Below are 25,566 nucleotides of genomic sequence, written 5' to 3'. Positions count from 1 at the left end.
ATGATTTTTTATAGGGAGGATTTAAAAAAAGAAGGGATTTTATCGGGATTGTTAAATCTGGCGCGCTTAACCGCGCCAGATGACATCATATTAATGCTTCACTATATACATAGTCCGACTATACGCCACATCTTCCGGGTTATTAATTGGATAACCTTTCAACCACGGTTTGATTAACCGACCATTAGTATATTGATAAATCGGCGCAATCGGTGCTTGTTCTATCAGGATTTTCTCTGCCGCGTTGTAATCGGCGTTGCGCGCTTTAACGGTATTTTCAGTCGATGCCTGAGCCAGTACCTTGTCGTATGCCGGATTGTTAAAACGTGAAATATTCCCTGAGTGCGTTGATGTTAACAGCGTCAAGAAAGTCGATGGTTCATTATAATCCCCGACCCACGAGGCGCGAATAACATCAAAGTTACCGGTGTTACGACTATCGATATAGGTTTTCCATTCCTGATTTTGTAATTTGACATCTACACCAAGATTCTTTTTCCACATCGACGCGACGGCAATAGCAATTTTCTGGTGATTTTCCGAAGTGTTATACAGCAGTGTAAGTTTCAACGGTTTCTGTGGACCATATCCGGCAGCGCTCAACAATGTTTTCGCCTGGGCATTCAGTTCTTCCTGACTCATTTGCTCAAACGGCGAAGGTTCTGGCGTAAATCCGGCGGTAACATCTGGCGTAAAATGCCATGCCGGCTTTTCACCTGTACCTAATACTTTTTCTGCCATCAGACGACGATCAATCGTCATGCTTAATGCCAGACGGACACGTTGATCTGCCGTTGGCCCTTTTTGCGTGTTAAATGCATAATAATACGTCCCCAACTGCGGCGGCGTATAAACCTGCCCTGGAATATCCTTCAGTAGTTTCTGATACATATTTTTTGGGAAGGATTCAGTGATATCAATATCACCTGCAAGATAGCGCTTGGTCGCGGCGGACTCCTGATTAATTGGCAGGAAAGTCACTTTCTGCAGCACCGTTTTAGCGTTATCCCAATAATGGGTATTCGGCACCACGACCAGCTTTTCATTTACTACGCGCTCTTTAAGTACATAAGCACCATTGCCGATCAGATTCCCGGGCTTCGTCCACTCTTTACCGCTTTCAACGTTGGCTTTTTGCACCGGGAAAAAAGCAAAGTTAGCGGTTAAATTCACAAACCAGGGCAACGGTTTATCAAGCTGAATTTTCAGAGTATGGGCATCAACAGCGGTGACGCCAAGTTGAGCTGGCGTCACCTTACCATCAATAATTGCCTGGGCGTTGTTGATTCCAGCCAGTGCGGCAAACCAGGCAAACGGAGACAACGTTTTCGGATCCACCAGACGCTGCCAGCTATAGACAAAATCCTGTGCCGTTACCGGTGTACCATCGGCCCATTTGGCGTTATCGCGCAGGGTAAAAGTCCAGATGCGGTTGTCATTACTTTTCCACTGGGTAGCAACGCCAGGCACAATCTCGCCTTTCTCGTTCTGATTCACCAACCCTTCAAACAAATCGCGAATGACCTGAATCTCTGGCAAACCCACGGCTTTCGCGGGATCTAATGATGCAGGCTCATCTTTAATGTGGCGCACCAACTCCTGTTTCTCTGCCAGTACTGTGCCGCCCGGAACATCTGCAGCATACGACAGGGAAATGCTGCTGACTAACAGCGCACAACAAGTGACTGAAACAGAGTGCTTCATAAGATACCCTCAAAACGATGTTAAGATTGATGCGTAATTATTTGTTTCTCCTTGAAGAAATGCAAATAACTTCCGGTAAAAAAGTGATAAAGGATCGATAACATATCGTTGTCGAAAAGGATTTGATAATCCGCAAAATTTGCACAACACTGCCTGTAATACTTCTTATATTCGAGACGATTATGACCGTGACCCGCCCGCGCGCCGAACGGGGCGCTTTTCCGCCAGGAACCGAACATTACGGACGTTCATTATTAGGTGCGCCATTGATCTGGTTTCCGGCGTCTGCAGCCAGCAGCGAAAGTGGTTTGATTCTGGCTGGCACCCACGGCGACGAAAATTCTTCCGTCGTCACCCTCTCCTGCGCATTACGCACATTAACCCCTTCTCTGCGCCGCCATCATGTCGTGCTCTGTGTGAATCCTGACGGTTGCCAGCTTGGTTTACGAGCCAATGCTAATGGTGTGGATTTGAACAGAAACTTTCCTGCAGCGAACTGGAAAGAAGGTGAAACGGTGTACCGCTGGAACAGCGCCGCCGAAAAGCGCGACGTGGTCTTGCTGACCGGAGATAAACCAGGCTCAGAACCTGAAACCCAGGCGTTGTGCCAGCTCATTCATCGTATCCAACCCGCCTGGATAGTCTCTTTTCACGATCCGCTGGCTTGTATTGAAGATCCCAGGCACAGTGAATTAGGTGAATGGCTGGCTCAGGCGTTTGAATTACCGCTGGTGACCAGCGTCGGCTATGAAACGCCCGGCTCCTTCGGCAGTTGGTGTGCTGATCTGAACTTGCACTGTATTACCGCCGAGTTTCCGCCTGTCTCCTCAGATGAAGCCAGCGAAAAGTATCTCTTTGCAATGGCGAATTTACTGCGTTGGCATCCTAAAGATGCAATTCGCCGGTCGTAAACTGTAGCGGCGGCTCCACATCCACCGCCAACCAGGTCGGGCCATCAAGATCAGCAAAACTGACCTGCGGCACCAGCGGTAAAACGGCGCTAATGGCGCGTGAAGTACATAGCATGCAGCCCAACATCAGGCTAAAACCTTGTGCACGCGCTTCGGTCGCCAACGCCAGCGCTTCTGTTAGCCCGCCGGTTTTATCGAGTTTGATGTTAACCATCTCATAGCGCCCTTGCAGCGCCTTCAGGTTACTGCGGGTATGGCAGCTTTCATCAGCACAAATGGGTAACGGATGAATAAAATTCTCCAGCGCCGCATCGTCCTGTGCCGGGAGCGGCTGTTCCAGCATAGCGACGCCTAAATCAGCCAACAACTGACATCGCGCCGCCAACCCTTCCGCGCGCCAGGATTCATTAGCATCAACAATCAACGTCGCATCCGGAACCGCTGCGCGGATCGCCACCATCCGCTCGCTAATAAGATGGTTATCCAGCTTCACTTTCAGCAATTTCGCCCCCGCCTGCCAGAGTGCTGATGCACTGCTGGCCATCTGATCCGGCGTACCAATAACCACTGTCTGCGCCGTGGTAATAGTGTCGGGAAGCGTTATGCCGATAAATTCAGCTAACGTCTGCTGCTGTTTACGCGCACAGAGATCCCACAACGCACAATCCAGCGCATTGCGTGCCGCACCAGCGGGCAAAATTTTTTGCAACTCTTCTCGTGTCAGTCCTTTTTCCAGTTGCGGCACAACACTCATAATTTGCGCCATCACCGAAGCATCGCTTTCACCGTAGCGCGGATAGGGAGTACATTCCCCTACGCCTTTAACACCATCCTCTTCCAGTTCAACCACCACCACACGCGCTTCACTACGGCTACCTCGCGCAATCACAAACGGGGAATGTAACGGCCAGGCTTCCTCAAATACCTTTACGGTTCTCATCTTTACTCCTTGTTGCCGCGGTGGTTTGCGGATTAAGCGCAAATAGCGTTTGCTGTGTTATTGACAGTTAGCATAAACTAGATGTGACGTTAACTATATGTAAACAGGAAAGATAATCATGTCACAAATCGTTCATTTCCAGGGCAACCCGGTTACAGTCGCCAATTCCATCCCGCAAGTGGGTAGCAAAGCGCAGACTTTTACTCTCGTGGCAAAAGATCTGTCTGACGTCACCCTCGGTCAGTTTGCGGGTAAACGCAAAGTGCTGAACATTTTCCCGAGTATTGATACCGGTGTTTGCGCCGCATCAGTACGTAAGTTTAACCAACTGGCGACAGAAATCGATAACACCGTTGTACTGTGTATTTCTGCCGATCTGCCATTCGCCCAGTCTCGTTTCTGCGGTGCGGAAGGTCTGAACAATGTAATCACCCTTTCCACTTTCCGTAATAGCGAATTCCTGAAAGCTTACGGTGTTGAGATCGCTGAAGGCCCCTTGAAAGGTCTGGCAGCGCGCGCAGTTGTCGTAATTGATGAAAATGACAATGTGATTTTCAGCCAACTGGTGAATGAAATCACCACCGAGCCGGATTACGACGCAGCTCTGGCTGTACTGAAAGCGTAAGTTATTATGCCTGATGGTATTGCGCCATCAGGCATTTTACGTGTTTACTCTTCGCTCTTCTTCTGACTCAGGCCGTATTCACGCAATTTGTTGGCAATCGCGGTATGGGAAACACCCAGACGTTTTGCCAGTTTGCGCGTGCTGGGGTAATTGCGATAAAGCTGGGTTAATACCGATCGTTCAAATCGGCTGGTGATCTCATCCAGCGAACCTTCCATCGCATCTTCCCCCACAGGGACGGTAGCAGCGTCATAATCTGGCAGCAAAATATCTTGTGGGCGCAGTTCGTAGCCATCCAGTTGCGTTAGTGCACGGTAAATCGCATTTTTCAATTGCCTCACGTTACCCGGCCAACCATAACGTGTCAGCACGGTATTCAGATCGGCAGCCAATTTCGGACGCGGCACTCCCTGCTCGTCGGCAAAGCGCGCGACGAACAATTCGGTTAACGGCATGATATCCTGCGGGCAGTCACGCAACGGCGGCAGATTCAGCGTCAACACGTTCAGGCGATAATAGAGATCTTCCCGAAATACGCCTTTTTGCACCAGCTCAACCAAATTCTTCTGCGTCGCGCAAATCACCCGCACATCAACATGCACTTCATGATCTTCGCCAACCCGACGGAAGGTGCCATCATTGAGGAAACGCAGCAGTTTAGCCTGCATCCGTGGCGACATCTCACCAATCTCATCCAGCAGCACCGAACCGCCGTTCGCTTGCTCAAAGAACCCTTTCTTCCCTTCCGGGGCATGCCCAAACAGTTCGCTCTCAACGGCATCTTCCGGAATAGATGCACAGTTCAGCGCCAGATAAGGTTTACCGGCACGAGGGCTGGCTTGATGACAGGCATAAGCAAAGAGATCTTTACCTGTACCCGTGTCACCCGTGATCAGTAGCGGCGCGCTTAACATCGCCAGTTTTTGCGCCTGCTCGACAACGTGTTTCATTTTCGAGCTAACGGCGACAATCTGGCTAAAGGCGCTGACGTCCTGCGCAGCCACATTTTGCAACTGACGCCCCATACGAATCGTCGAACGCAGCATCACCACCGCACCAGTCAAAACGTGCTGGTCATTTTCATCCTGAAGATAGACCGGCGTTATCTCCATCAAGAAATTCTGCCCGTTGATCACCACATGTTCGTTATGCGAATCCTGCGGGTCACTCTCCAGCCAACGTAAAAAATTAAATCCGTTAATCAATTGCGCAGCGGTATGATTGCGTAAACGCTCAAGTTTCTGACCAAATAGCTGACAACTCGCCGGATTCGCCATGTCCACTTACTTTTCTATATCGACAGAAAGCACGGGTTCAGGCAATGCCTCAAGCAATGCGCTCAGCGCCAGATGTTCACGCTCGGAAGGCATCCACGACACCGTGCGTACATCGGTAACACCTGCTATACGGCGAATTTCCGCCATCAGGCTGCTGAAACTGTCAAAATCCAGCTCGGCAAAATTAAGGTAAATCCGCCCGATTGGGTCAATCTCAATACCGCGTAAATCGATGCCTCTTAGTACTAGTAGATCGAGTAATTCGCGGGTCAGACCGAGTCGGTCTTCACAAAAGACTTCCAGACGCATGGGAACCTTCACCTGAAAAAAGAACAATTAATATGATGATATGACACTATTCGAGTGGCAGGAAGGTTTCTGTCAACAAACATTGACACAAAGACGAATAAACGGGCACTTCGGCGTAAAGATATCCGATCAGTACCCGATATTGCGTTATTTTTCGCTGGGCGTTTTGCCCTTTTGCAGCGTCTCTTTTACCTGACCGATAAGCTGACGACGGAAATCACCCAGACGGGGTTTGTCATCGTCAATCCACGGCAACGGACGGCAAAGTTCCATAGCTTTAATTCCCAGACGCGCAGTCAGTAGCCCGGCACCAATTCCCTGGGCAGCGCGCGTCGACAAGCGTGCTGCGAGATCCTGCGACATCCAGTCCATCCCCACTTCGCGCACCAGTTCACTGGCCCCGGCGAAAGCGATATTCAGCAGCACCAGTTTAAACAGACGCAAACGGCTGTAATAACCCAGTTCAATGCCATACAGCGTGGCGATGCGATTAATCAACCGCAGATTGCGCCAGGCAATAAACGCCATATCCACCAGCGCCAGCGGACTGACGGCAATCATCAGCGTAGATTCTGCCGCTGAACGGCTGATTTCGCGGCGCGCCTGCGCATCCAGCACCGGCTGAACCAGATGGGCATACAAACTGACGACTTCGCGATCGTTCTGCGTTTCATGGATCGAGGCATACCAGCGTTGCAGCGCCGGATGCGACTGATCGATCCCCGCCTGCTGCGCCAGCTTTTCACAAAAAACTCGCCCTTTTCCAGTACCGTGGCTATGCAGCAAATCTCGCGCTTCATCACGCTCATGAGCACGCTGGCGCAAGCGCCATAACCGCCGCCACTCCGTCACCACAGAGCCAACGCCAGCGCCGATGATCAATGCCCCAGCGGCACAACCGCCCAGCGCCACCCAGTCCTGGGTTTGCCAGGCATTCATCGTCCACTGCACCCCCTGACCAACAACGCTCACGCCAAACAGCGTCAGCCCGCCCATCACCATTTTGCGCCACAGACTGCGTTTCGGGCGTAATGCGGCATCCATCACCGCTTCAACTTGCCCTTCTTCTTCCTGTGCTGCGTCGAGCGTCGCCGGTGCAAAATTTTGCGCCTGACTTTCGTCAAAGGTCTGCTGCGCCCTGAATTTAGGGTTCTGATCGACCTCCAGCGGACCGTCGAAATCAATACGTGGTTTTAACGGTTCGGTCATCGCAATTTATCTCCTATTAAAAATTCCAGCGCGGCATCAAGACGAATATGCGGCAGCGGTTTGTCGACATCCATTACCTGCGGACGAAACGCCTCAAACTGGAAACCTTGCTTATCCCAGAACGCCTGACCGGGCAAACGTGCGGGAACTTCGCCAGGATAAACAGTGAGCGGTGCGCCATCGCTCAATCGATTGCCGCGCAGCGCCGGAATTTTCTCACCGTTAACGTCGATAATGCCGCTGGTGGTCGCCTGAACTGAGGCCAGCCCCAGACAATCCATGCTGATCCCTTCAAACGCCGCATTTTGCCAGGCGTCCTGAATCAGTTGTTGCAGTAATGAAACCATATTGGCGTGCTGATCGATGGTCACATGGTCCGCTTTCGTCGCAGCAAACAGTAATTTGTCGATAACCGGCGAGAACAAGCGCCGGAACAGCGTGCGCTGCCCATAATGAAAACTCTGCATCAGTTGCGTCAGCGCCAGGCGCATATCGTTAAAAGCCTGCGGACCACTGTTGAGCGGTTGCAGGCAATCCACCAGTACAATCTGGCGGTCGAAGCGCAGAAAGTGATTCTTATAGAAACCTTTCACCACTTTCTCGCAGTAATAGTTATACCGCTCACGCAGCATCCCGGCGTTGGTGTGTTTATCGGCCTGTGCCAGTTTGGACTCACCCCAGGCGTCAACATCCGGCCACGGGAAGAACTGCAACGCAGGCGCTCCCGCCATATCGCCAGGCAAGACAAAGCGACCAGGCTGGATAAAGTGCAGCCCCTGCTGCTTGCAATGGTGGAGATAATCGGTCCACGCGGCGGCAATGTCCACAAGACGATTTTCGTCGGCAGGAGCTAACGGGTCCAGCCCTTCGCACATCATCCGCCATTTTGCCGACCACTCGCCACGCTGACCATTAAGCAAGCCCGTCATCTGCCGCGACCAGCTTAAATAATCCTGTGCCAGCATTGGCAAATCGAGTAGCCACTCGCCGGGATAATCAACAATCTCCAGATACAACGTGGAGGTGTCCTTGAAATGACGCAGCAGCGAATCATTCGATTTATAACGCAATGCCAGGCGGATTTCGCTGACGCCGCGCGTTGGCGTCGGCCAGGCCGGAGGATCGCCATATAATTGCGCCAGACCTTCATCATAGGTGAAGCGCGGAATGCCAAAGTCACGCTGGGGAATGCGTTTTACGCCCAGCAGACGATCTTCACGCACCGCACTTAATAGCGGCAAACGTGCTCCGGCATGAATATTGAGCAACTGATTAACCATCGCGGTGATAAACGCTGTTTTCCCACTGCGGCTAAGACCGGTTACAGCGAGGCGCAGATGTCTGTCGACACCCCGATTCACCAGCGCATTGAGTTCATTTTTAAGTCGCTTCATTGCTGTCCTGTGCTGCTCTGAAGACCAGAAAAAAAATCGTTCGTAAGGATATGAATGTGGGGGCCAGGCCATTGATTATCAACTACCCGTGTTGTCATCGACGGGCGAACTCCATAAGATGTGCAGCATTCACGTTCGGACGGAGTTCCTGACCTATGTCCCCTACTATTTATGATATTGCCAGGGTTGCAGGCGTATCAAAATCCACCGTATCACGCGTGCTGAATAAGCAAACCAATATCTCCCCGGAAGCGCGCGAAAAAGTGTTACGGGCCATTGAAGAATTACAGTATCAGCCAAACAAGCTGGCCCGCGCGCTGACCTCTTCGGGTTTTGATGCCATTATGGTGATTTCTACCCGTTCGACCAAAACTACGGCGGGTAATCCGTTTTTCTCTGAAGTTCTACATGCCATCACCGCCAAAGCGGAAGAAGAAGGTTTCGACGTGATATTACAAACGTCGCACAACCTGGCAGAAGACTTACAAAAATGTGAAAGCAAAATTAAGCAGAAAATGATTAAAGGCATTATTATGCTAAGTTCGCCAGCGGATGAGTCATTTTTTGCCCAACTTGATAAATACGATATTCCTGTCGTGGTGATTGGCAAAGTTGAAGGTCAATATGCCCATGTTTATTCTGTCGATACCGATAATTTTGGTGACAGCATTGCGCTAACTGATGCATTAATTGAGAATGGACATAAAAACATTGCCTGCCTTCATGCACCGCTTGATGTCCATGTTTCAGTGGATCGGGTAAATGGTTATAAGCAAAGTCTGTCCGCGCATAATATTGCAGTGCGTGATGAATGGATTGTTGACGGCGGTTATACCCATGAAACAGCACTGCAAGCCGCGAGAGAATTATTAAGCCAGTCACCGCTGCCTGAGGCGGTGTTTGCCACTGACAGCCTGAAATTAATGAGCATTTATCGTGCGGCAGCAGAGAAAAATATTGCTATTCCGCAGCAGTTAGCGGTGGTGGGTTATAGCAATGAAACGCTGTCATTTATTTTAACGCCTGCACCGGGCGGCATCGATGTTCCGACGCAGGAGTTAGGTCAACAAAGCTGCGAGTTATTATTCCGCTTAATTTCTGGAAAACCGTCACCACAGAATATTACCGTTGCCACGCATATGACGCTGAAATAAATACCAGCTACCTTGCCTGAATGCCGGATGCGATGCTAGCGCATCTTATCCGGCCTACATTTATAGATCGGATAAAGTACTCGCGCCGCATCCGGCAATTTAGCCCATTATCAGAACGAGTAATTTACGCCGACACCTGCATAATGGAATTTATCACTGTCTCCTTCGTCGTGATCCTGCCACTCAAACGCGTATTCCAGCGAAACGGAAAGTCCGTTCTGGAAATCATAACCGTAAAATAAACCCACACGGTTAAAATCATGGCCTTCACGTTCAATATCATCCTGCCAGTCCCAGTTACTCCAGCGATCCAGCCCAATGCGCGTATACGGCGTCACCGAGTGGTTGCCGAGCGTCAGCGGCAAATAGGCGCGAATTTCTTGCGTGGAAAACTCACCGTTATTGCGGCTGTCGTCCATATTGAAGCCGCGCTCGAGATAATAGTTCACTCGCAAAGCAACCGTTTCGTTGAAGGTATATTGCAGACCTGTTTCCGTTTCGACACGGGTATCAGCGTAACCGGTCGTGTTCAAATCGTTGGCAAATTTATACATCGACAACCAACCGTTGAAACGTAAATCATCAGTCAGTTTCACATCCCAGTCTGGCGCGATTTTCCAGCGCTGCATATTCGCCGTGTCTTTGCCCGGTTCATCAACGTAGTGATAACCATAATTACGGAAACCGCCGGTCAGGCCGAAACTGAAATCATCGCTTTCGAGGAACTGATAATGCACCTCCAGCTCCGGGCGATCAAACCACGTTCCACGTTTACCCGCGCTATAATCTACCGGCCCTTCCTGATAATAGGCCAGAGCAATTCTCCACGGCCCGTTGGCGGCATTAAAATAGACTGAAGGCTCCGCCAGCCCATCCATATCTTCGCCATAACCCTCGACGTTTTCTATTTCGTACATCGCGCCGATATTAAAGTGCCAGTCGTTCCTTTCCTCGGCCTGTGCGCAGGCCATCCCCGCACACATCACCAGTGCGGTACAGGGTAATAACTTTTTCATTATTGTTCCTTGTATTATCCTGGGGGAATGCCTTCCCCCTGTATTTAGCGAATTGCTATTTCCGTTTCTGCATCAAAGAAATGACATTTCGTCATATCAAAATGAATAGTGATATTTTCTCCTGCATGATAATCATTTAACGCACCAGCACGGACCACTAACTCGTGCCCCCCAACCGTGGTGTAGAGCATAAATTCCGCACCGGTTAATTCTGCCACGCTAATTTTGGCGGAAATGTTATTTTCCTCTTGCGCGTCCGGATGAATATCTTCCGGGCGTATTCCCATCACGATGGGCTTATGCAAACTTTCCTGTGTTTTCAGAACCGCTAATTTCTCTTCGGGAATGGTTAATTTAAGCGTTTCCGTAACGAATTTATCGCCATCGATCGTGCCGCGAATAAAATTCATCGCTGGTGATCCAATAAATCCGGCAACAAACATATTCGCGGGTTGGTTATAAACGGTTTTCGGCGCACCTACTTGCTGAACAATCCCGTCTTTCATAATCACAATCCGCGTCGCCATGGTCATCGCTTCGGTCTGATCGTGGGTCACGTAGATCATGGTGGTGTTCAGTTTCTGATGCAGCTTGCTGATCTCTGCGCGCATTTGTACGCGCAGCTTGGCATCAAGGTTAGAGAGCGGTTCATCCATTAAAAACACGCCCGCTTCGCGCACAATCGCCCGCCCGAGCGCCACACGCTGGCGTTGCCCGCCGGAAAGCGCGCCCGGCTTGCGTTTCAGGTACTCACGCAGGCCGAGAATTTGCGCCGCCCAGTTCACCCGCTCATCAATCACCTCTTTGGCGATTTTTTGCATCTTCAGGCCAAACGCCATGTTGTCGTAGACCGTCATATGCGGATACAACGCGTAGTTCTGGAACACCATCGCGATATTGCGTGCTTTGGCTGGAACGTCATTCATTCGTTTGCCGTCGATCAACAGATCGCCGCCGCTGATCTCCTCAAGCCCGGCAATCATGCGCAGGGTGGTCGATTTACCGCAGCCCGACGGGCCGACAAACACGATGAACTCTTTATCGGCAATTTCCAGGTTGAAGTCCTTCACCACATGCACCTGGTTATCGTAGATTTTTTGAATATGTTGTAACGAAAGCTGAGCCATGTTGATTCCTTTGCTATACGTTTTGCCAGAAGGCCGATAACCGCGACCAGGTCAGGGAGTCCGTTGAGGGCAACAGTAATTGCGCCCCGGTTAAGCCCGCGCCGATCCCCACCGAGCGCATACCGCTGGCGTTAATGGCGTCAATGCCCGCCTGCGCATCTTCAATGCCGATACATGCCTGCGGCGGCACGCCCAGCCCGGCACAGGCAGCGAGAAAGATTTCCGGATCCGGTTTCGAGTTTTTAAGTTGGGAAGCATCCGCGCAGAAGGTGAAAAACTCGCGCAGCTCCAGCGCCGCTAAAATCGTCGGCGCATTCAGGGAGACGGAAGCCAGCCCTACCGGAATCTGCTGTGCACGGAGCTCTGCCAGCAAATTGCGAATACCGGGCAGCACAGCATTAACCGTCAGCTCACGCAGTGAGTGGACGTAAAGCAGATTTTTGCGATACGCCAGTTGCTCCCGCTCCTGCGGGTTAAAGTCGCCCTCTTTGCCCCCGTGTTGCAGAATGCGCCGCAGAGACTCATCGCGGCTGATCCCTTTTAGGGATTCGTTAAACTGCGCATCAATGCTGATGCCAATTTCAGCGGCAATCTGCTGCCACGCCTGGAAATGCAGATGCGCGGTATCGGTGATTACACCATCCAGATCGAAAATTACCCCTTGCAGTTTCATTCATCCTCCTGATGCGTGGTAGCGGTCCCATTGAAGGGCAAAATAAAATCACCCAAACAGAAAACAGATTCTTCAGCCACGGATATAAGCTGACCGTTCAAACGCAGTGAAACGGGCGCAGAAGTTCGAATCGCAATACGCTGCGCGTCGAGAGTGACCTGTAATTCGCAGCCCTGCCAGAACAGAGGGAAAGACAACTGTTGCCACTGCTCAGGTAACGCCGGATTGAGATGCAATTCACCGTCACGCACGCTCACCCCGGCAAAACCCTGAATTGCCCCCAGCCAGATAGCGCCAGTTGCGGCAGCATGGATACCATCATCACAACTATGCGGATCAGCACCAAGATCGATTTCAGTCCCCTCGCGCCAGAACTGATAACTTTGGGTCAGCAGGCCACAGCGTGCGGCAACAATGCCGTGGATTGCTTTACTTAATGACGAGTCGTGAATAGTGCGCGGTTCATAAAATTGCAGATTGGCAAGACACGATGCCGCTGAGAACTGCTCCGGCAGCATGTAATTGAGCATCACCACATCAGCTTGTTTGAGGATCTGCATCTCGTTCACTTCTGCGCGTGAATAATCCAGCAGTATGGTTTGCTTCCCCGCCGCCGCTTTGTATTTCGCCAGATTAATCGCCGGCTTAGCCATAAACGAATCATCCTGCGGCAAAACGCCGTCGGGCTGAATTTCTGGCAGCCGCAGTTCTTTAAAGAACATTTCGGCATGATGAATAAACGCGTCGTCGCTACAGCCAAACTGGCGGGCAATACTCAGCGCCTGCTGGACGTTGTAATACGCCATATAGCTGGTGAAGGCGTTATTATTGACATGTTCGGTATATTCGTCTGGCCCAATAACATCATGAATTTCCAGACGGTCGTTAACCCTCACCGCGCGGCTAATCCAGAACTTTGCAGTTTCCAGAAGTAGCGCCATGCCTTCATGAGCGATGAAACTTTCATCCCCCGTGGTCTGCCAGTATTGAATAACCGCCCAGGCGATATCGGCCACCAGATGATGTTCCGCCTGCGCCGAGGCCACTTTTTGCCGCAGCCCGGTGCGAATGTTAATGGCGGCAAATTCCGGCGTCTCTTCTTCGCCGCTGCGCGCGCTTTCCCACGGAAATAGCGCGCCCTGCCAGCCGTTGCGTCGCGCTTTCTCCTGCGCGCCTGGCAAGTTGTGCCAGCGATAACGCAGTAAACTTCGGGCAACCGTCGGATCGCTAAACAGATGGAACGGCAGTAAAAATACTTCTGTATCCCAGAAAACGTGGCCTTTGTAGCCTTCGCCGGTTAAGCCTTTTGCCGCAATGCTGCTGCGCTCGTCGTGAGCAGGCGTCATGATGCGCAGATGATAAAGCGCATAATCTAACGCTTGCTGATCGTGCGCATCGCCGCCATTTACCGTGATACGACGTTTCTGCCACCATTGACGCCAGTTTTCTGTTGATGCTGCAAGAAGTTGGTCGTAACTCTGCTGCGCGCACATTTCAAGCTGGCGAAGCGACGCGCTGCCCCACTCGTCTAAAGCAGCTTGCCTGTCATCCCGCCAGTCGATCCACACCAGTTTTTGCAACGTCACTGTCTCGCCTGCATGAAGCTGCGCACTGGTATGTTGCAGTAAACGGCGCTCTTTGGCGGTATAGCATTGCTGCACATCACCGCTCACCTGGCAGCAACAACTGATGGCCACATCACTGCGCCCATCCTGGGTGGTGTAGATCCCCTGCATCAAATGCTGACCAAACACCCGCACCTGGGTTTCGTCGAGATGCTGGCGACCGTGGTTGGTTTGCGTGGCGTCAATGCCTGTTGAAATCAGCACTGACGCGTCGGCGTCCAGTGGCGTAATAGTGATTTCCAGCGCAATGAGCGGCAGTTGGTCTGCCGAAACAAAGCGACGGCTGGCGATGGTGTAACCTGTGCCGTTGCTGGTACGCCAGACAACGCTACGGCGTAATTCTCCACTGGAAAAGTCAAGTTCACGCTGCCAGGCTTCGCGGGATAACGAGAAAACCTCACCATTTATGGCAATCTCCATCCCCAAGATATCAGGCAGGTTCACCAGTTCGTTGATTTCACCTTTACCCGCCCGATGATACAGCCCCGCCAGATACATGCCGCGCGTCTGGCGCGTGTAATCTTCTTCATGGCTGGCGCGAAGCCCAAGATAGCCGTTCCCCTGCGCCATCAGCGATGCATACTTGTTCAGGGTATGCTGGCTGAAATGGGGTTCTGATAACGTTACTGGCCTGGTCATAATTCCACACGTGTCCCTGTTTCTGCGGATTGATACAACGCCGCCACCAGTTGCTGGATGATGTACCCCTGCTCGGCGTCGGCTATCATCACGGGCTTGCCCTGTACGTGATTGATAAAAGCTTCCATGCTGCGCAAATGGCGGTTGTCGTCTGCCATTTCCCGTTGCATCAGCGTCATTAATTCACCGTTGTTATCGGTGTAGATATGTGCTGGAAACAGCGTCGCACCGGCTTTATCACCACAAAAACTGACGTTCATAATCGACTGTTCGCGGATGTTGAGTGCAAATGACGTTTCCAGCCACAGAATGCCGCCGTTATGAAATTCAATGGTGCCAAACAGCGAATCTTCGACGCTGTAAGTTGCCGGATCCCACTCGCCAAATTGACCACAGCTCTTTTGCGTGCCGATCTTTTGAAAACTATGCGCATTCACGCTTTTCACCGCCGGAAAGCCCAGCACATACATCGCAGCATCCAGCATATGAATGCCGATGTCGATCAGCGGGCCACCACCCTGCAGTTCTTTATTGGTAAAGACACCCCAGCCGGGAACGCCGCAGCGACGCAGGGCGCGGGCGGTGGTAACGTAAATCTCTCCCAAAACGCCGTTGGTCACCTGTTCACGCAGATGTTGCGTATCGAGCGCAAAACGATGGTGAAAGTCGTAGGCCAGCACCTTGCCCAGTTTGCGCGCGGTATCGCACATTTCCCGCGCCTGTTCTGGCGTCATGGCGGGCGGTTTTTCGCACATCACATGGCAGCCCGCTTCCAGCGCCATCAGGGTATGTTCGTAATGAAAACGGTTAGGTGAGCAGACGCTAACCACATCAGGTTTCACCGCCAGCAGCATGGCCTGCGGATCGTCCCACACGGATGCATTCCCGTATTTTTCTGCCAGCGCCTGCGCCTGGGAAAGGCGGCTGTCACAGACAGCCACCAGTTCCAGATCGTTGCGGGTGCAGTAGTACGAAGCATGAACCTTATCCGCCACCTGGCCTGCGCCTATTATCGCGACCCGCAGTGGAGAGCTTGTCATTGCACTTTTCACAAAGACCTCTTAGCAGGTACGCAACCAGGTCAACGAATCACGGTACGCCTGGGCAGGATCTTCTGCCCGGATACGCCCTTCATACACCACATAACCCTGATAGTTATCGGCGCGCAGTTGTTCAAACAGCGCGTGGAAATCGAGGGTGCCACTGCCCGGTTGGTAGCGATGGTTATCCGCAATATGCACATGACCGAGCAAGTCACGGTTGTCGTGCAGCGCCTGCGCCAGGTTATCTTCTTCGATGTTCATGTGATAGAAATCGCCGATAATCTGCACATGTTTAAGATTGTTTTCGACGATGTAACGACGAGCATCGGCGAGGGTGTTGATCATATGATCCTGATAGCGGTTTAACGGTTCGAGATACACCACGGTTCCGGTACGCGCGGCGACCTGTTCCAGTACGCGCAGGGAATCACTCACCATTTTGCGGTCGCCGTCCAGGCTACGCGGCGAGGTCATCGGCGGTAAGCGGAAGGTAAACATGCCCCACGCTGCCGGAACGACGATACCTTTACCCCCCACTTCTGCCAGCGCTTCGAGAATGCGTTCGATCTGCTTTAAGCCATTAAGACGACGCTCTTCGATAAAGTCACCAATCCAGCCGTCATAGCCGCCGCAGGCGGTGGTCACTGGTAAACCGGTTTCTTTGATCGCCGCTTTGACTTCTTCGATGTTGTTGACCAGCAGTTTGCCGTCAATCTCAAAACCATCGAAGCCCATCTCTTTGATATAACGAAATTTCTCGCGGATATTTTCCGGAAAGAATGCCTGATTCTGTGTGCCTATTTTCATTTTTTCATTCCTTTGAATTAAAACGTAACGCCCATTTTGATGCTCTGTTCCGGATGCTGATCGACATACTGCATGTAGCTTTCCGGGCTGTTGGCAAAGGTCACTACCGGGTCGATTAAATCTTCGCAATTGAGATAACCGTTCATCAGCAGTTCCCAGCAGGTTTCTTCAATACGCTTACGGCTCCAGCGCGGATAATCCGGGTTCGGTTCGCTGCACGCGCGGGAGAAAACAATTTTGGCGTTATTGAAATGCGCTTCGCGTCCGAGGTTAAAACCTTCAGCAAATGGTTTGGCAAACGCGACATAAGAGATGGTGCCGCCGTAGGCCAGACCGCGCAACGCCGATTGCAGCGCGTCGGCGTAACCGCTGGTTTCGATAATCACATCAGCACCCTGCTTGCCGGTCAGCGTTTTGATCTCTTTGCCTACGTCAGTGCCAATGGGGTTAAGGCAGAAATCAGCACCGTGGCGACGGGCAATTTCACAGCGATGGGCAATAGGATCGACGCCAATTACCACCGATGCGCCAGCGCGTTTCGCCAGTTGGATGGCAATTTGACCGATCGCGCCAAGCCCTACCACCACGACAAAATCCCCTACGCGTACGTTGGCATCGCGCACGCCGCTCATGGCAAACTGCGCCGGGTCGTAACAGACGGCGTTTTTCCAGGAGCTGCCTTGCGGCATTTTGCGCAGCTTGTAGTTATTCACTGCGTTAATGATGACCGTCTCGGAGAGCGGGCCGTAGCCACATACGCTGTCGCCCACCGCGTAGTCGGTAACGTCGCTTCCGCACTCGATAATGTCGCCAACCACCATGTTGCCAAGCTGGAATTTGCCAAACTCAATGCCGCGCGGCGCATCTGCCGGACGCGGGGTGAACATCTGCCATTCGCCGTTAAAGTCTTCATCGATAAACGGGCTGGCGGCGCGGAAGTCGACCACTTCCGTTCCGTGTTTCGGTGCGCCGAAACGCATGCGGATCTTCACTTCATTGGCTAAAATCGCCCGATCTTCATACTCAACCAGCGCAGCAACGCGCGGTGCTGTGGCTACTAACTTTTTCATGTAAAACTCCTTGTAAAGAAACTGGCCGCTTTAGCCCTTCACGCCACCGGCGGTCAAACCACTCTTAATAAAACGTTCCGAAAGCGCATACATAATCACCACCGGCAATGCGGTCACCAGCGAGGCCGCCATCATCCGTCCCCAGATGTAATCAGGCGTACTGAACAGCGCGTTCAGGCCCACTGGTAAGGTGAAATTGCTGGCGCTGGAGAGGAAAATCGACGCAAACAGATAGTCGTTCCACGCCACCATAAAGCAGTAGACGAACACCGATATCAGCCCGGACATCGCCAGGGGCACGGTGATACGGAAGATGATTTGCAGACGGTTGAGGCCATCCATCATCGCCGCTTCTTCGATCTCATCAGGGATGGTGTCGAAGTAGCTTTTCAGCATAAACACGGCGGTGGGCAGGGTTTGCGTCACCATGGTAATGATCAGCGCCATCTCGGTGTCGTAAATACCAAGCGCGGTGATGATTTTGAACAGCGGCACCACCAGCAAAATGCCAGAGAACATATACACCGTGTAAAAGCTGGCGTTGATGGTCATCCGGCCTTTAAAGCGCAGGCGGGAAAGCGCGTAAGCTCCGAGAATGCCGAGAAATACCGCCACCACGGAGGAAACCACCGACACCACCATGCTGTTACGGAAGTAGTCGACAAACGGGAAAATCATCGGGTTAAAAATGTCGACGTAATGCTCCAGCGTCCACTGTTGCGGCAGCAGCGTAGGATGCAGCGATATCGCCTCTTTCGCGCTTTTGAACGAGGTCATCAGCATCACAAAAAACGGAAACAGCGTGATGATGAGAAACAGCGCCAGCCCGCAGTAAAATCCGATACGACTGAGTGTGCGTTTATTTGTTGCCATTGAGGTTCACCCGTTTCCTGGTCAGCAGAATGACAGCGAAAATAATGATGAAGAGCACCACCGAGATCGCCGCCGCTTTCCCTAAATCATTAAAGGCAAAAGCAGTTTTGTAGAGATAGACACCAAGAATATCGACCTTGGTCGTCAGCAGATAAACATCCGCGAACATGTAGAACATCCAGATGGTGCGCAGGGTCACCACCGTCGCCAGGACCGGCATAATCGCGGGCAGCGTGACGATGCGAAACCGCTGCCAGGCATTAGCGCCATCCATCTCTGCCGCTTCGTACAGCGATTTGTCGATGGTCTGCAAAATCGCCAGAAACGAGATAAAGGCATACGGGAAGTAGCGCCAAATGGCGAACAGCACCACCAGCACAAAGCTACTGCCCGGATTATCGAACCACAGCGGTGCCTGCTCATAGAGATGCAGAAGATCGACACCGAGGTAGTTCACAATGCCGTAGCCGTTGTTGAACATGTATTTCCAGGCGAACACCAGCGAAATAGACGGCGTTACGTAGGAGAGGATCACCAGCGAACGCGCGGTTTTGCGCAGGCGGAACTCGCGGTTGAAAAACATCGCCACGGCCAGCCCGAGCACGGTGCTGCCCGCCACCACCAGCGCGGTATACCAGACCGTCATCCACAGCGAGTGCCAGAAGCCGGGATCGGAGAGGATACGCACATAGTTGCTCACCCCAACAAACGTTGACTCGATGTTGGGATTAAGCGGCAGACGTAAAAAACTGATTTCGATATTCGACACCATCGGCCACGCCACCAGCCCCCCCAGCAGTAATAAGCTGGGCGCGAGAAGCAACAGCGCAAAGGGCATATCGGAACGACCTGAAAAAAGCCTGTTCATTGCGGATTCCTGTCCTGGGTTTAGTGCTGTTCGATCAGTTCATCCAGCTTTTTCTGGCTCGTTTGCAGCGTGCCAGGGAGATCGGCTTTACCCACGGTGACGTTATGCACCATTGAACTCACCACGCCAGACCCCGTCACATCACCCATGCGGGTAAAGTTTTTATCCCCTACTGCGCCAAAGACCTGAATATTTGGCAGTTCACCGATTAGCTGATTCGGCAGTTCTCCCAGCGCCTTGATCACGTCGTTGTCTTTCCAGGTGGCGGTAGTGACAACCGCTTTGTTCACCGGTAGCGCCGCGCCTGGTGACATCATCACCCAGTCGGCAATGTTGTCGGCCTGCTCCATAAAGGTGACAAATTTTTCCGCCGCTTCCGTCTCTTCGGTCTTTTGCCCGGCGGTAATGGTCAGCGAGGTCAACATGCCGTAGACCGCAGAGTTTTTCTCGGTTGGCACCACGAAACCGACGTTTTTCGGGTCGCCTTCTTTAATCACAGCCGGAAGGATATAGGTGGAGTAAATCGCCATCGGCGCGGTGCCGTTCATAAAGGCGTCTTTCACTTCCATGATGTCGTTAGAACCCGGCATCGTGTTGGCGGCAAGGTCGCGGTAATAGGTCAGCGCCTGCATCATCTCTGGGGTATCAAGGGTGATTTTGCCTTCAGCGTTAAAGACGTTGGCCTGGTTGGATAAGGCAAACTGGGAGAAAGATTGTTCCGTCAGCACACTTTCTGCCGTAGGCAGCGCAATACCGTATTTTTTATTCGCTGGATCGTTGAGTTTTTGCGCGACATCCAGCAGTTGCTGCCAGTTTTTCGGATCCTCCAGCCCCGCTTTTGCCAGCACATCTTTGCGATACCAGATGCCGCCAATCCAGGCGCTGACGGGAACACCGGTCCATGCGCTACCATCTTCGGTGCGCACAATACGCAGTACGCCATCGTAAAACGCGCCTTCACCAACGTTGCTGATGACCGTGGCAACCGCTTTGCGATCGATAAGCTGCTCTTTGTCCATAACTTTGGCGTAGTCATGGCTGGTTTCGATCACTTCCGGCAGCGAGCCGCTACGTGAAAGGGTGATGACTTTGGTGTTATAAGCGTCCTCTTCCACGGGCACTTGTTTAACGGTGATACCTGGGTTTTCTTTTTCAAAACGGGCAATCAATTTACTAATAACTGCCTGACGCTCCTGCTCCACCGAAGAATGCATAAATTCGATGGATACATGGGTTTTATTTTCTTCTTTACAGCCTGAAATCAGGGCGCAGGAAACCAGTGCTGATAACAGCACGATTTTTGATTTAATCATGAGATGTTCCTTTTTTATTTAATCCACATAACCTGCCAGGGGCGCAGCGTTATTTCATTACCCAATATATCAACTTCACTAATCAGATCCCGACCATGCAGATCAGTAATATTTACATGCTGAATATTTTTACTGACATTAAACAATCCAGTCAGACAATTACCCTCTGCGTTACTTCTTTGAATACGCATTACGGATGAATTAACCGTATCGATGGTAAAATTATTATCCGGATGAAACTCGTTATGGCTGCGACGAAGTGTAATTAAACGCGACAACTCATGATATACCGCATGCCTTAATGTATCTTCATCGTTCAGTTCTCGTGTTATCTCTTCACTGTGATATTTTTTACGATTAATCGCGCGATTATATCCGAGTTTTTCGACACCTGCGTAATCATTACGCGAGCCCAGAATACTTTGAATATATATCGCTGGCACACCGGGGAAACTTAACAAAATCGCATGGGCAAGGATAAACCTGGCGCAACGTTCTTCATCGCTACTCTCGCGGCGGCTTAACGCATCCATATAGGTGACATTTATTTCATAGGGACTGCGCGTACCGTCGGGATTATTTTTCCAGTTTACTAATGCACCTTCCTGCTGTAATGCCTCGACCAGCGCTAATATTTCGCTTTCTGGTAACAAGCCCCGCAGTGGGTTCAGCCCGATGCCATCGTGAGAGGCGAGGAAGTTAAACCAGGTCGTTTTACCGGAGGGCAAGCTCAGACTTTGCGCCCACTGGCACAGCGCCTCGACGTTCTGTTTTTGCACCGCATGTAACACCAGCGGCGGCAGCGAGAACTGGTACACCATATGCGCTTCGTCATCGCCTTCGCCAAAGTAAGCAATGTTATCTTTATGCGGAACATTCGTCTCAGTAATAATCACCGTACCTGGCGCGACTTCATCAATAATCGTTCGTAACAGTTTGATAATCAGATGTGTTTTTTCCAGATGGATGCAGCTTGTTCCAGGCTCTTTCCACATAAAGCCAACGGCATCCAAGCGGACATACTCTGCGCCCTTTTCCAGGTAACAAAGCAAAACATCCACCATCGCCAGCAACACGTCAGGGCTACGGTAATTGAGGTCAATTTGATCGTCGCTAAAGGTGGTCCATAAAGGCGCGTGGAATTATCATCCATTTGAAACGGCGTTAATAGCGGTAACGCACGCGGACGGGTGACGGCACTGAGATCGGTTTTCGGATCAACCGCAATAAAGAAATCTTCAAAACCCGGAAGCTGTTGCAAATAGTTTTTAAACCATTCACTTTTTGCCGACATATGGTTGCAGACAAAATCAAACATTAAATGACTGCATTCACCGAGCTGCTGAATATCCTGCCACTCCCCCGCTTCACTGGCGACCTGATGATAATTAATTACCGAAAATCCATCATCAGATGACCATGGGTAAAAAGGTAATAAATGAACATGTGAAAAAATGCTTTGCAGCCATTGATGGTAGAACTGATTAAATATGGGTAGTGGTTTTAAATCATTACTGTGAAATTGATCGGCATAGGTAATTAACACGACATCACTTTCATCCCAGTGTTTTTTACGTCGCTGTGTAATTAATCGTTTCGCACTCTCAAGACGCGTTACAAGTTTCTGTAAATGAGTTGCGGTAAATGTTCCACCGTAGATTTCGTCCAGGTAATCCGTAATTTTCTGTTTCATGTTGCCTTTCCGTGGTAGCGGTCCCATGAAGCGAGAGACTACTCCGCAGAAAATAAACTGTCAATTGAGCACAAGGGTTTTAGTCACGCAGGAAATCATTTTTTACCAGGGAAAAAGCGTATTTGTGAGCTGACGCAAATAATCTATGGGGATGTAAATAAGGTGTGACAGAAAAAAACGGCGCATAAGCGCCGCTCATGGTGAATTCTTTTAACCTTTGACCTTCGGCATCTCAATATCTTTAAGACCACCGGCGTTTTCAACGTGGGTGTACCCCATTTCGCTGAGGATTTCTTTTGCCTGTCCGGACTGACGCCCTGCGTTGCAATACACTTTAACGGTGTCGTTTTTATCCGGAACGGCGGTGGCAATACGCTCTTTCACTTCCTTCAGGGGAATATTGATGGCTCCCTGAACGTGCTCTTGCTGATACTGTTCTGGAATACGAACATCGATCCAGTGTTCAGCGGCAAAAACAGGCAGTGAAAACGCCAGCGTCAGCGCTAGTAACCCTTTTTTAAACATGTAAGCGTCCTTCTATGGATGAAAATTGCTATCCATTATACGCCTGAGATTTAACAATTTTTGCGAAACTCCCCTCACCTTTTATAGCGCTGTGCCAGTTTATTAGCGGCCCGACTTAACAGCGGTTCCAGCGCCACAGCCAGCAACATTTTCAGCGGCCGACGAGCAACAGATTTTATCGCCCAACCAGCAACGCCCGCCGGGCCATAGCGCAGTGCGGTAAGAAGTACCAGCTTGCCTGCTAATTTGAAACCAGGCTTCACCTTTTGCCCGGCCTGTTGCCAACGAATATTCATAACTTTCCTCACAGTTGACGGAAACGACTACGTAGCGAGAAAGTGTCGGAAGTGACATAACGTTCCATCTCGCGTAAACGCGTTTCACTGGCCGCCAGTTCACGGTCGACTTCATCCAGCAATTCGCTGCTGGAAGGTTGTTGTTCACCATACGCCATGTTGTCCGGCATCGGGTCAAGGGCAAATGACAAGATGACGTAAGCGACCAGGGTAAACAGCGCCAGGCCGAAGAATATCGACAGCACCACGAGAATACGCACCAGTTTTACGGGCACATCAAAATAATTGGCAATCCCTGCGCAGACACCACGCACCATGCCCTGTTGTGGGATGCGCCATAATTTTTTATTGAGATTAATACCCGCCATTAGCGATCCCTCCAGTTCGGATGTTCAGCATCAAGAATGGACTCCAGCGCCTGAATACGCTCACGCATCCGTTTTGCCTCATCTGCCAGTTGCGCTAATCGCTGCTGTTCACTTTGCGACAATTCACCACGGCTGGAGCGGTTGCTGTAATGCAGCCATAACCAGATAGGCAAAACAAACAGCACAAAAATGGTTAACGGAATAGCCAGAAATAGCGCGCTCATAAGTACTCCTTAGACGATGAGCGGCGGCGCGTTCAGACGCCGCCTGGGGTGTTATTATTGATTATCTTGCTTCATTTTGGCTTTTAATTGCGCCAGTTGCTCGCTGATTGCGTCATCGGCTTTCAGTTCAGCAAATTGCTCATCCAGCGATCGTTGTTTACCAAAGCTGTGGCTTTCTGCTTCTGCTTCCATCTGGTCGATACGACGTTCGAAAGATTCGAAACGCGCCATCGCTTCATCAAGTTTTCCGCTATCCAACTGACGGCGCACATCGCGCGACGAATTCGCCGCCTGATGACGCAGCATTAATGCCTGCTGGCGAGCGCGGGTTTCGCTCAACTTGTTTTCCAGTTCGCCTATCTCTTTCTTCATGCGCGCCAGCGTATCGTCCACCAACGTCACTTCATGTTCCAGGGACTTAATCAGATCGGTCAGTTTCTGTTTTTCAATTAACGCTGCACGCGCCAGATCTTCTCTCTCTTTCAGCAGTGCCAGTTCGGCTTTTTCCTGCCACTCAACTTCACGAGCCGACGCTTGTTCAATCCGGCGAGTCAGTTGTTTCTTTTCCGCCAGCGCACGCGCCGAAGTAGAACGCACTTCAACCAAAGTGTCTTCCATCTCCTGGATCATCAGACGCACCAGTTTCTGCGGGTCTTCCGCCTTCTCTAAAAGGGCGTTGATGTTGGCATTCACGATGTCGGCAAAGCGAGAAAAAATACCCATAATGTTGTCCTCTTGATTTCTTTGTTCAGGATTGTCCTGCTGAACTGTTAATACAATTTGCGTGCCAATTTTTATCTTTTTGATTTATAAAGATCTGATTGAAGATTCAACAGCAACATGCCAGGATGAATTAGCGAATTACACTAACAAGTGGCGAATTTCATCATGGCTGAATACAAAGATAACTTACTCGGTGAAGCGAACAGCTTTCTCGAAGTGCTGGAACAGGTTTCGCATCTCGCGCCGCTGGACAAACCAGTGTTGATTATTGGCGAGCGCGGCACCGGTAAAGAGTTGATCGCCAGCCGCCTGCACTACCTTTCTTCGCGTTGGCAAGGGCCGTTTATTTCTCTTAACTGCGCGGCGTTAAATGAAAATCTGCTGGATTCCGAACTGTTTGGCCATGAAGCTGGCGCGTTTACCGGCGCGCAAAAACGTCATCCGGGACGATTTGAACGCGCAGACGGCGGCACGTTGTTTCTTGATGAACTCGCTACGGCACCGATGATGGTGCAGGAAAAATTGTTGCGCGTGATCGAGTATGGTGAACTGGAACGCGTCGGCGGTAGTCAGCCATTACAGGTCAATGTGCGGCTGGTATGTGCCACGAACGCCGACCTTCCGGCGATGGTCAATGAAGGCACTTTTCGCGCCGACCTGCTCGACCGTCTGGCTTTCGACGTGGTGCAACTGCCGCCGCTGCGTGAGCGTGAAGGCGATATTATGCTGATGGCGGAACACTTTGCCATCCAAATGTGTCGGGAAATCAAACTGCCTCTATTCCCGGGTTTTACGGAACGCGCCAGAGAAACGCTGCTAAATTATCGCTGGCCGGGAAATATTCGTGAATTGAAAAACGTGGTGGAACGTTCGGTGTATCGCCACGGCACCAGCGATTATCCGCTTGATGACATCATTATTGATCCCTTTAAACAGCGTCCACCGGAAGAAGCTATCGCCGTTTCAGAAACGACATCACTTCCGGCGTTGCCAGTGGATTTGCGCGAATTTCAGATGCTGCAGGAAAAAGAGTTACTTCAGCTCAGTTTGCAACAGGGGAAATATAACCAGAAACGCGCGGCTGAATTACTGGGATTAACCTATCATCAGTTCCGCGCATTGTTGAAAAAGCACCAGATTTAGCGGGGTTAGGCAATGTC

At 51.1% G+C, this 25,566-nt stretch carries 23 protein-coding genes and 2 pseudogenes; 4 read left to right on the top strand and 21 right to left on the bottom strand.

The annotated features are described in order from the left end of the window. Positions 1-90: 90 nt before the first annotated feature. Positions 91-1,704, bottom strand: coding sequence for a murein tripeptide ABC transporter substrate-binding protein MppA (gene mppA / locus ESM_RS0109730; protein WP_000682983.1), 1,614 nt, complete (start codon positions 1,702-1,704; stop codon positions 91-93). 182 nt (positions 1,705-1,886) lie between these two features. On the opposite strand from mppA, the gene mpaA reads away from it, so the two are divergent. Then, on the top strand, positions 1,887-2,615 hold the full coding sequence (gene mpaA, locus ESM_RS0109725; protein WP_001516472.1) for a murein tripeptide amidase MpaA: 729 nt from the start codon (positions 1,887-1,889) through the stop codon (positions 2,613-2,615). Here mpaA and ycjG read toward each other — a convergent pair. Beyond that, complete coding sequence (gene ycjG / locus ESM_RS0109720) at positions 2,590-3,555, bottom strand: L-Ala-D/L-Glu epimerase (protein WP_001516473.1); 966 nt, start codon at positions 3,553-3,555, stop codon at positions 2,590-2,592. The two genes, mpaA and ycjG, sit on opposite strands and share 26 nt — an antisense overlap. Positions 3,556-3,673: 118 nt before the next feature. Between ycjG and tpx the strand changes: the two genes are divergently transcribed. Next, positions 3,674-4,180 (top strand): thiol peroxidase, encoded by a 507-nt coding sequence (gene tpx / locus ESM_RS0109715; protein WP_000078458.1) that lies wholly within the window; start codon positions 3,674-3,676, stop codon positions 4,178-4,180. A gap of 44 nt (positions 4,181-4,224) precedes the next feature. Here the strand turns inward: tpx and tyrR are convergent. The 3 genes and pseudogenes from tyrR to ESM_RS0109700 all read right to left on the bottom strand — a co-directional run bounded on the left by tyrR (position 4,225) and on the right by ESM_RS0109700 (position 8,369). Continuing rightward, positions 4,225-5,766, bottom strand: a pseudogene (gene tyrR, locus ESM_RS01000000124505) (transcriptional regulator TyrR). A gap of 147 nt (positions 5,767-5,913) precedes the next feature. Then, positions 5,914-6,975 (bottom strand): YcjF family protein, encoded by a 1,062-nt coding sequence (locus ESM_RS0109705; RefSeq protein ID WP_000138736.1) that lies wholly within the window; start codon positions 6,973-6,975, stop codon positions 5,914-5,916. After that, positions 6,972-8,369 (bottom strand): YcjX family protein, encoded by a 1,398-nt coding sequence (locus tag ESM_RS0109700; protein WP_010377734.1) that lies wholly within the window; start codon positions 8,367-8,369, stop codon positions 6,972-6,974. Before ESM_RS0109700 ends, ESM_RS0109705 begins: the two co-directional genes overlap by 4 nt. Positions 8,370-8,524: 155 nt before the next feature. Here ESM_RS0109700 and ESM_RS0109695 point away from each other — a divergent pair, with 155 nt between their 5' ends. After that, the gene (locus ESM_RS0109695; protein ID WP_000075356.1) at positions 8,525-9,523 is read left to right on the top strand and encodes a LacI family DNA-binding transcriptional regulator; all 999 of its coding nucleotides are present in this window, start codon (positions 8,525-8,527) and stop codon (positions 9,521-9,523) included. Positions 9,524-9,633: 110 nt separating this feature from the next. Here the strand turns inward: ESM_RS0109695 and ompG are convergent, their stop codons facing one another. The 16 genes and pseudogenes from ompG to pspA all read right to left on the bottom strand — a co-directional run bounded on the left by ompG (position 9,634) and on the right by pspA (position 24,406). Continuing rightward, positions 9,634-10,539: a monomeric porin OmpG gene (gene ompG, locus ESM_RS0109690; RefSeq protein ID WP_000735260.1), complete on the bottom strand. Its 906-nt coding sequence runs from the start codon at positions 10,537-10,539 to the stop codon at positions 9,634-9,636. 44 nt (positions 10,540-10,583) lie between these two features. Then, on the bottom strand, positions 10,584-11,666 hold the full coding sequence (locus tag ESM_RS0109685) for an ABC transporter ATP-binding protein (protein WP_000057972.1): 1,083 nt from the start codon (positions 11,664-11,666) through the stop codon (positions 10,584-10,586). Positions 11,667-11,679: 13 nt separating this feature from the next. Next, complete coding sequence (gene pgmB, locus ESM_RS0109680; protein WP_000775782.1) at positions 11,680-12,339, bottom strand: beta-phosphoglucomutase; 660 nt, start codon at positions 12,337-12,339, stop codon at positions 11,680-11,682. Then, positions 12,336-14,603: a kojibiose phosphorylase gene (gene ycjT / locus ESM_RS0109675; RefSeq protein ID WP_000198018.1), complete on the bottom strand. Its 2,268-nt coding sequence runs from the start codon at positions 14,601-14,603 to the stop codon at positions 12,336-12,338. The genes pgmB and ycjT overlap by 4 nt, the downstream gene beginning before the upstream one ends. Beyond that, the gene (locus ESM_RS0109670; protein ID WP_010377727.1) at positions 14,600-15,655 is read right to left on the bottom strand and encodes a Gfo/Idh/MocA family protein; all 1,056 of its coding nucleotides are present in this window, start codon (positions 15,653-15,655) and stop codon (positions 14,600-14,602) included. Before ESM_RS0109670 ends, ycjT begins: the two co-directional genes overlap by 4 nt. Positions 15,656-15,664: 9 nt before the next feature. Next, entirely contained in the window at positions 15,665-16,453 is a 789-nt protein-coding gene (locus ESM_RS0109665; protein ID WP_000690254.1) for a sugar phosphate isomerase/epimerase family protein, read from the bottom strand. 17 nt (positions 16,454-16,470) lie between these two features. Beyond that, positions 16,471-17,523 (bottom strand): zinc-dependent alcohol dehydrogenase, encoded by a 1,053-nt coding sequence (locus ESM_RS0109660; RefSeq protein WP_000737322.1) that lies wholly within the window; start codon positions 17,521-17,523, stop codon positions 16,471-16,473. A 30-nt stretch (positions 17,524-17,553) separates the two neighbouring features. Continuing rightward, positions 17,554-18,396, bottom strand: a complete 843-nt coding sequence (locus ESM_RS0109655) for a carbohydrate ABC transporter permease (RefSeq protein WP_000224666.1) — start codon at positions 18,394-18,396, stop codon at positions 17,554-17,556. Then, complete coding sequence (locus ESM_RS0109650) at positions 18,383-19,264, bottom strand: carbohydrate ABC transporter permease (protein WP_001080790.1); 882 nt, start codon at positions 19,262-19,264, stop codon at positions 18,383-18,385. Before ESM_RS0109650 ends, ESM_RS0109655 begins: the two co-directional genes overlap by 14 nt. Positions 19,265-19,284: 20 nt before the next feature. Then, the gene (locus ESM_RS0109645) at positions 19,285-20,577 is read right to left on the bottom strand and encodes an ABC transporter substrate-binding protein (RefSeq protein WP_000597428.1); all 1,293 of its coding nucleotides are present in this window, start codon (positions 20,575-20,577) and stop codon (positions 19,285-19,287) included. A gap of 14 nt (positions 20,578-20,591) precedes the next feature. Further along, positions 20,592-22,270 (bottom strand): annotated as a pseudogene (gene ycjM / locus ESM_RS01000000124500) (glucosylglycerate phosphorylase). Between the two features lie 210 nt (positions 22,271-22,480). Next, a complete protein-coding gene (gene pspE, locus ESM_RS0109635) occupies positions 22,481-22,795 on the bottom strand; it encodes a thiosulfate sulfurtransferase PspE (protein ID WP_000473116.1) in 315 nt (104 codons plus the stop codon). Between the two features lie 74 nt (positions 22,796-22,869). After that, positions 22,870-23,091, bottom strand: coding sequence for a phage shock protein PspD (gene pspD / locus ESM_RS0109630; RefSeq protein WP_001469239.1), 222 nt, complete (start codon positions 23,089-23,091; stop codon positions 22,870-22,872). 8 nt (positions 23,092-23,099) lie between these two features. Next, a complete protein-coding gene (gene pspC / locus ESM_RS0109625; RefSeq protein WP_000907392.1) occupies positions 23,100-23,459 on the bottom strand; it encodes an envelope stress response membrane protein PspC in 360 nt (119 codons plus the stop codon). Beyond that, positions 23,459-23,683: an envelope stress response membrane protein PspB gene (pspB, locus tag ESM_RS0109620; RefSeq protein ID WP_001274965.1), complete on the bottom strand. Its 225-nt coding sequence runs from the start codon at positions 23,681-23,683 to the stop codon at positions 23,459-23,461. Before pspB ends, pspC begins: the two co-directional genes overlap by 1 nt. Positions 23,684-23,737: 54 nt before the next feature. Continuing rightward, complete coding sequence (gene pspA / locus ESM_RS0109615; RefSeq protein WP_000511027.1) at positions 23,738-24,406, bottom strand: phage shock protein PspA; 669 nt, start codon at positions 24,404-24,406, stop codon at positions 23,738-23,740. Between the two features lie 165 nt (positions 24,407-24,571). Between pspA and pspF the strand changes: the two genes are divergently transcribed. Beyond that, positions 24,572-25,549 (top strand): phage shock protein operon transcriptional activator, encoded by a 978-nt coding sequence (pspF, locus tag ESM_RS0109610; RefSeq protein WP_001516479.1) that lies wholly within the window; start codon positions 24,572-24,574, stop codon positions 25,547-25,549. Positions 25,550-25,566 lie beyond the last annotated feature (17 nt).

Origin of the sequence: Escherichia sp. TW09308 (genome assembly GCF_000208565.1) — a bacterium.
In the GTDB taxonomy this organism is placed as follows: domain Bacteria; phylum Pseudomonadota; class Gammaproteobacteria; order Enterobacterales; family Enterobacteriaceae; genus Escherichia; species Escherichia marmotae.
This window is presented reverse-complemented; position numbering and strand designations above follow the sequence as displayed.

What these genes read in the sequence shown, in the direction of transcription:
- mppA (WP_000682983.1), bottom strand. Translation starts at nt 1,704, where the DNA reads ATGAAGCACTCTGTTTCAGTCACTTGTTGTGCGCTGTTAGTCAGCAGC.
- mpaA (WP_001516472.1), top strand. Translation starts at nt 1,887, where the DNA reads ATGACCGTGACCCGCCCGCGCGCCGAACGGGGCGCTTTTCCGCCAGGA.
- ycjG (WP_001516473.1), bottom strand. Translation starts at nt 3,555, where the DNA reads ATGAGAACCGTAAAGGTATTTGAGGAAGCCTGGCCGTTACATTCCCCG.
- tpx (WP_000078458.1), top strand. Translation starts at nt 3,674, where the DNA reads ATGTCACAAATCGTTCATTTCCAGGGCAACCCGGTTACAGTCGCCAAT.
- ESM_RS0109705 (WP_000138736.1), bottom strand. Translation starts at nt 6,975, where the DNA reads ATGACCGAACCGTTAAAACCACGTATTGATTTCGACGGTCCGCTGGAG.
- ESM_RS0109700 (WP_010377734.1), bottom strand. Translation starts at nt 8,369, where the DNA reads ATGAAGCGACTTAAAAATGAACTCAATGCGCTGGTGAATCGGGGTGTC.
- ESM_RS0109695 (WP_000075356.1), top strand. Translation starts at nt 8,525, where the DNA reads ATGTCCCCTACTATTTATGATATTGCCAGGGTTGCAGGCGTATCAAAA.
- ompG (WP_000735260.1), bottom strand. Translation starts at nt 10,539, where the DNA reads ATGAAAAAGTTATTACCCTGTACCGCACTGGTGATGTGTGCGGGGATG.
- ESM_RS0109685 (WP_000057972.1), bottom strand. Translation starts at nt 11,666, where the DNA reads ATGGCTCAGCTTTCGTTACAACATATTCAAAAAATCTACGATAACCAG.
- pgmB (WP_000775782.1), bottom strand. Translation starts at nt 12,339, where the DNA reads ATGAAACTGCAAGGGGTAATTTTCGATCTGGATGGTGTAATCACCGAT.
- ycjT (WP_000198018.1), bottom strand. Translation starts at nt 14,603, where the DNA reads ATGACCAGGCCAGTAACGTTATCAGAACCCCATTTCAGCCAGCATACC.
- ESM_RS0109665 (WP_000690254.1), bottom strand. Translation starts at nt 16,453, where the DNA reads ATGAAAATAGGCACACAGAATCAGGCATTCTTTCCGGAAAATATCCGC.
- ESM_RS0109660 (WP_000737322.1), bottom strand. Translation starts at nt 17,523, where the DNA reads ATGAAAAAGTTAGTAGCCACAGCACCGCGCGTTGCTGCGCTGGTTGAG.
- ESM_RS0109655 (WP_000224666.1), bottom strand. Translation starts at nt 18,396, where the DNA reads ATGGCAACAAATAAACGCACACTCAGTCGTATCGGATTTTACTGCGGG.
- ESM_RS0109650 (WP_001080790.1), bottom strand. Translation starts at nt 19,264, where the DNA reads ATGAACAGGCTTTTTTCAGGTCGTTCCGATATGCCCTTTGCGCTGTTG.
- ESM_RS0109645 (WP_000597428.1), bottom strand. Translation starts at nt 20,577, where the DNA reads ATGATTAAATCAAAAATCGTGCTGTTATCAGCACTGGTTTCCTGCGCC.
- pspE (WP_000473116.1), bottom strand. Translation starts at nt 22,795, where the DNA reads ATGTTTAAAAAAGGGTTACTAGCGCTGACGCTGGCGTTTTCACTGCCT.
- pspD (WP_001469239.1), bottom strand. Translation starts at nt 23,091, where the DNA reads ATGAATATTCGTTGGCAACAGGCCGGGCAAAAGGTGAAGCCTGGTTTC.
- pspC (WP_000907392.1), bottom strand. Translation starts at nt 23,459, where the DNA reads ATGGCGGGTATTAATCTCAATAAAAAATTATGGCGCATCCCACAACAG.
- pspB (WP_001274965.1), bottom strand. Translation starts at nt 23,683, where the DNA reads ATGAGCGCGCTATTTCTGGCTATTCCGTTAACCATTTTTGTGCTGTTT.
- pspA (WP_000511027.1), bottom strand. Translation starts at nt 24,406, where the DNA reads ATGGGTATTTTTTCTCGCTTTGCCGACATCGTGAATGCCAACATCAAC.
- pspF (WP_001516479.1), top strand. Translation starts at nt 24,572, where the DNA reads ATGGCTGAATACAAAGATAACTTACTCGGTGAAGCGAACAGCTTTCTC.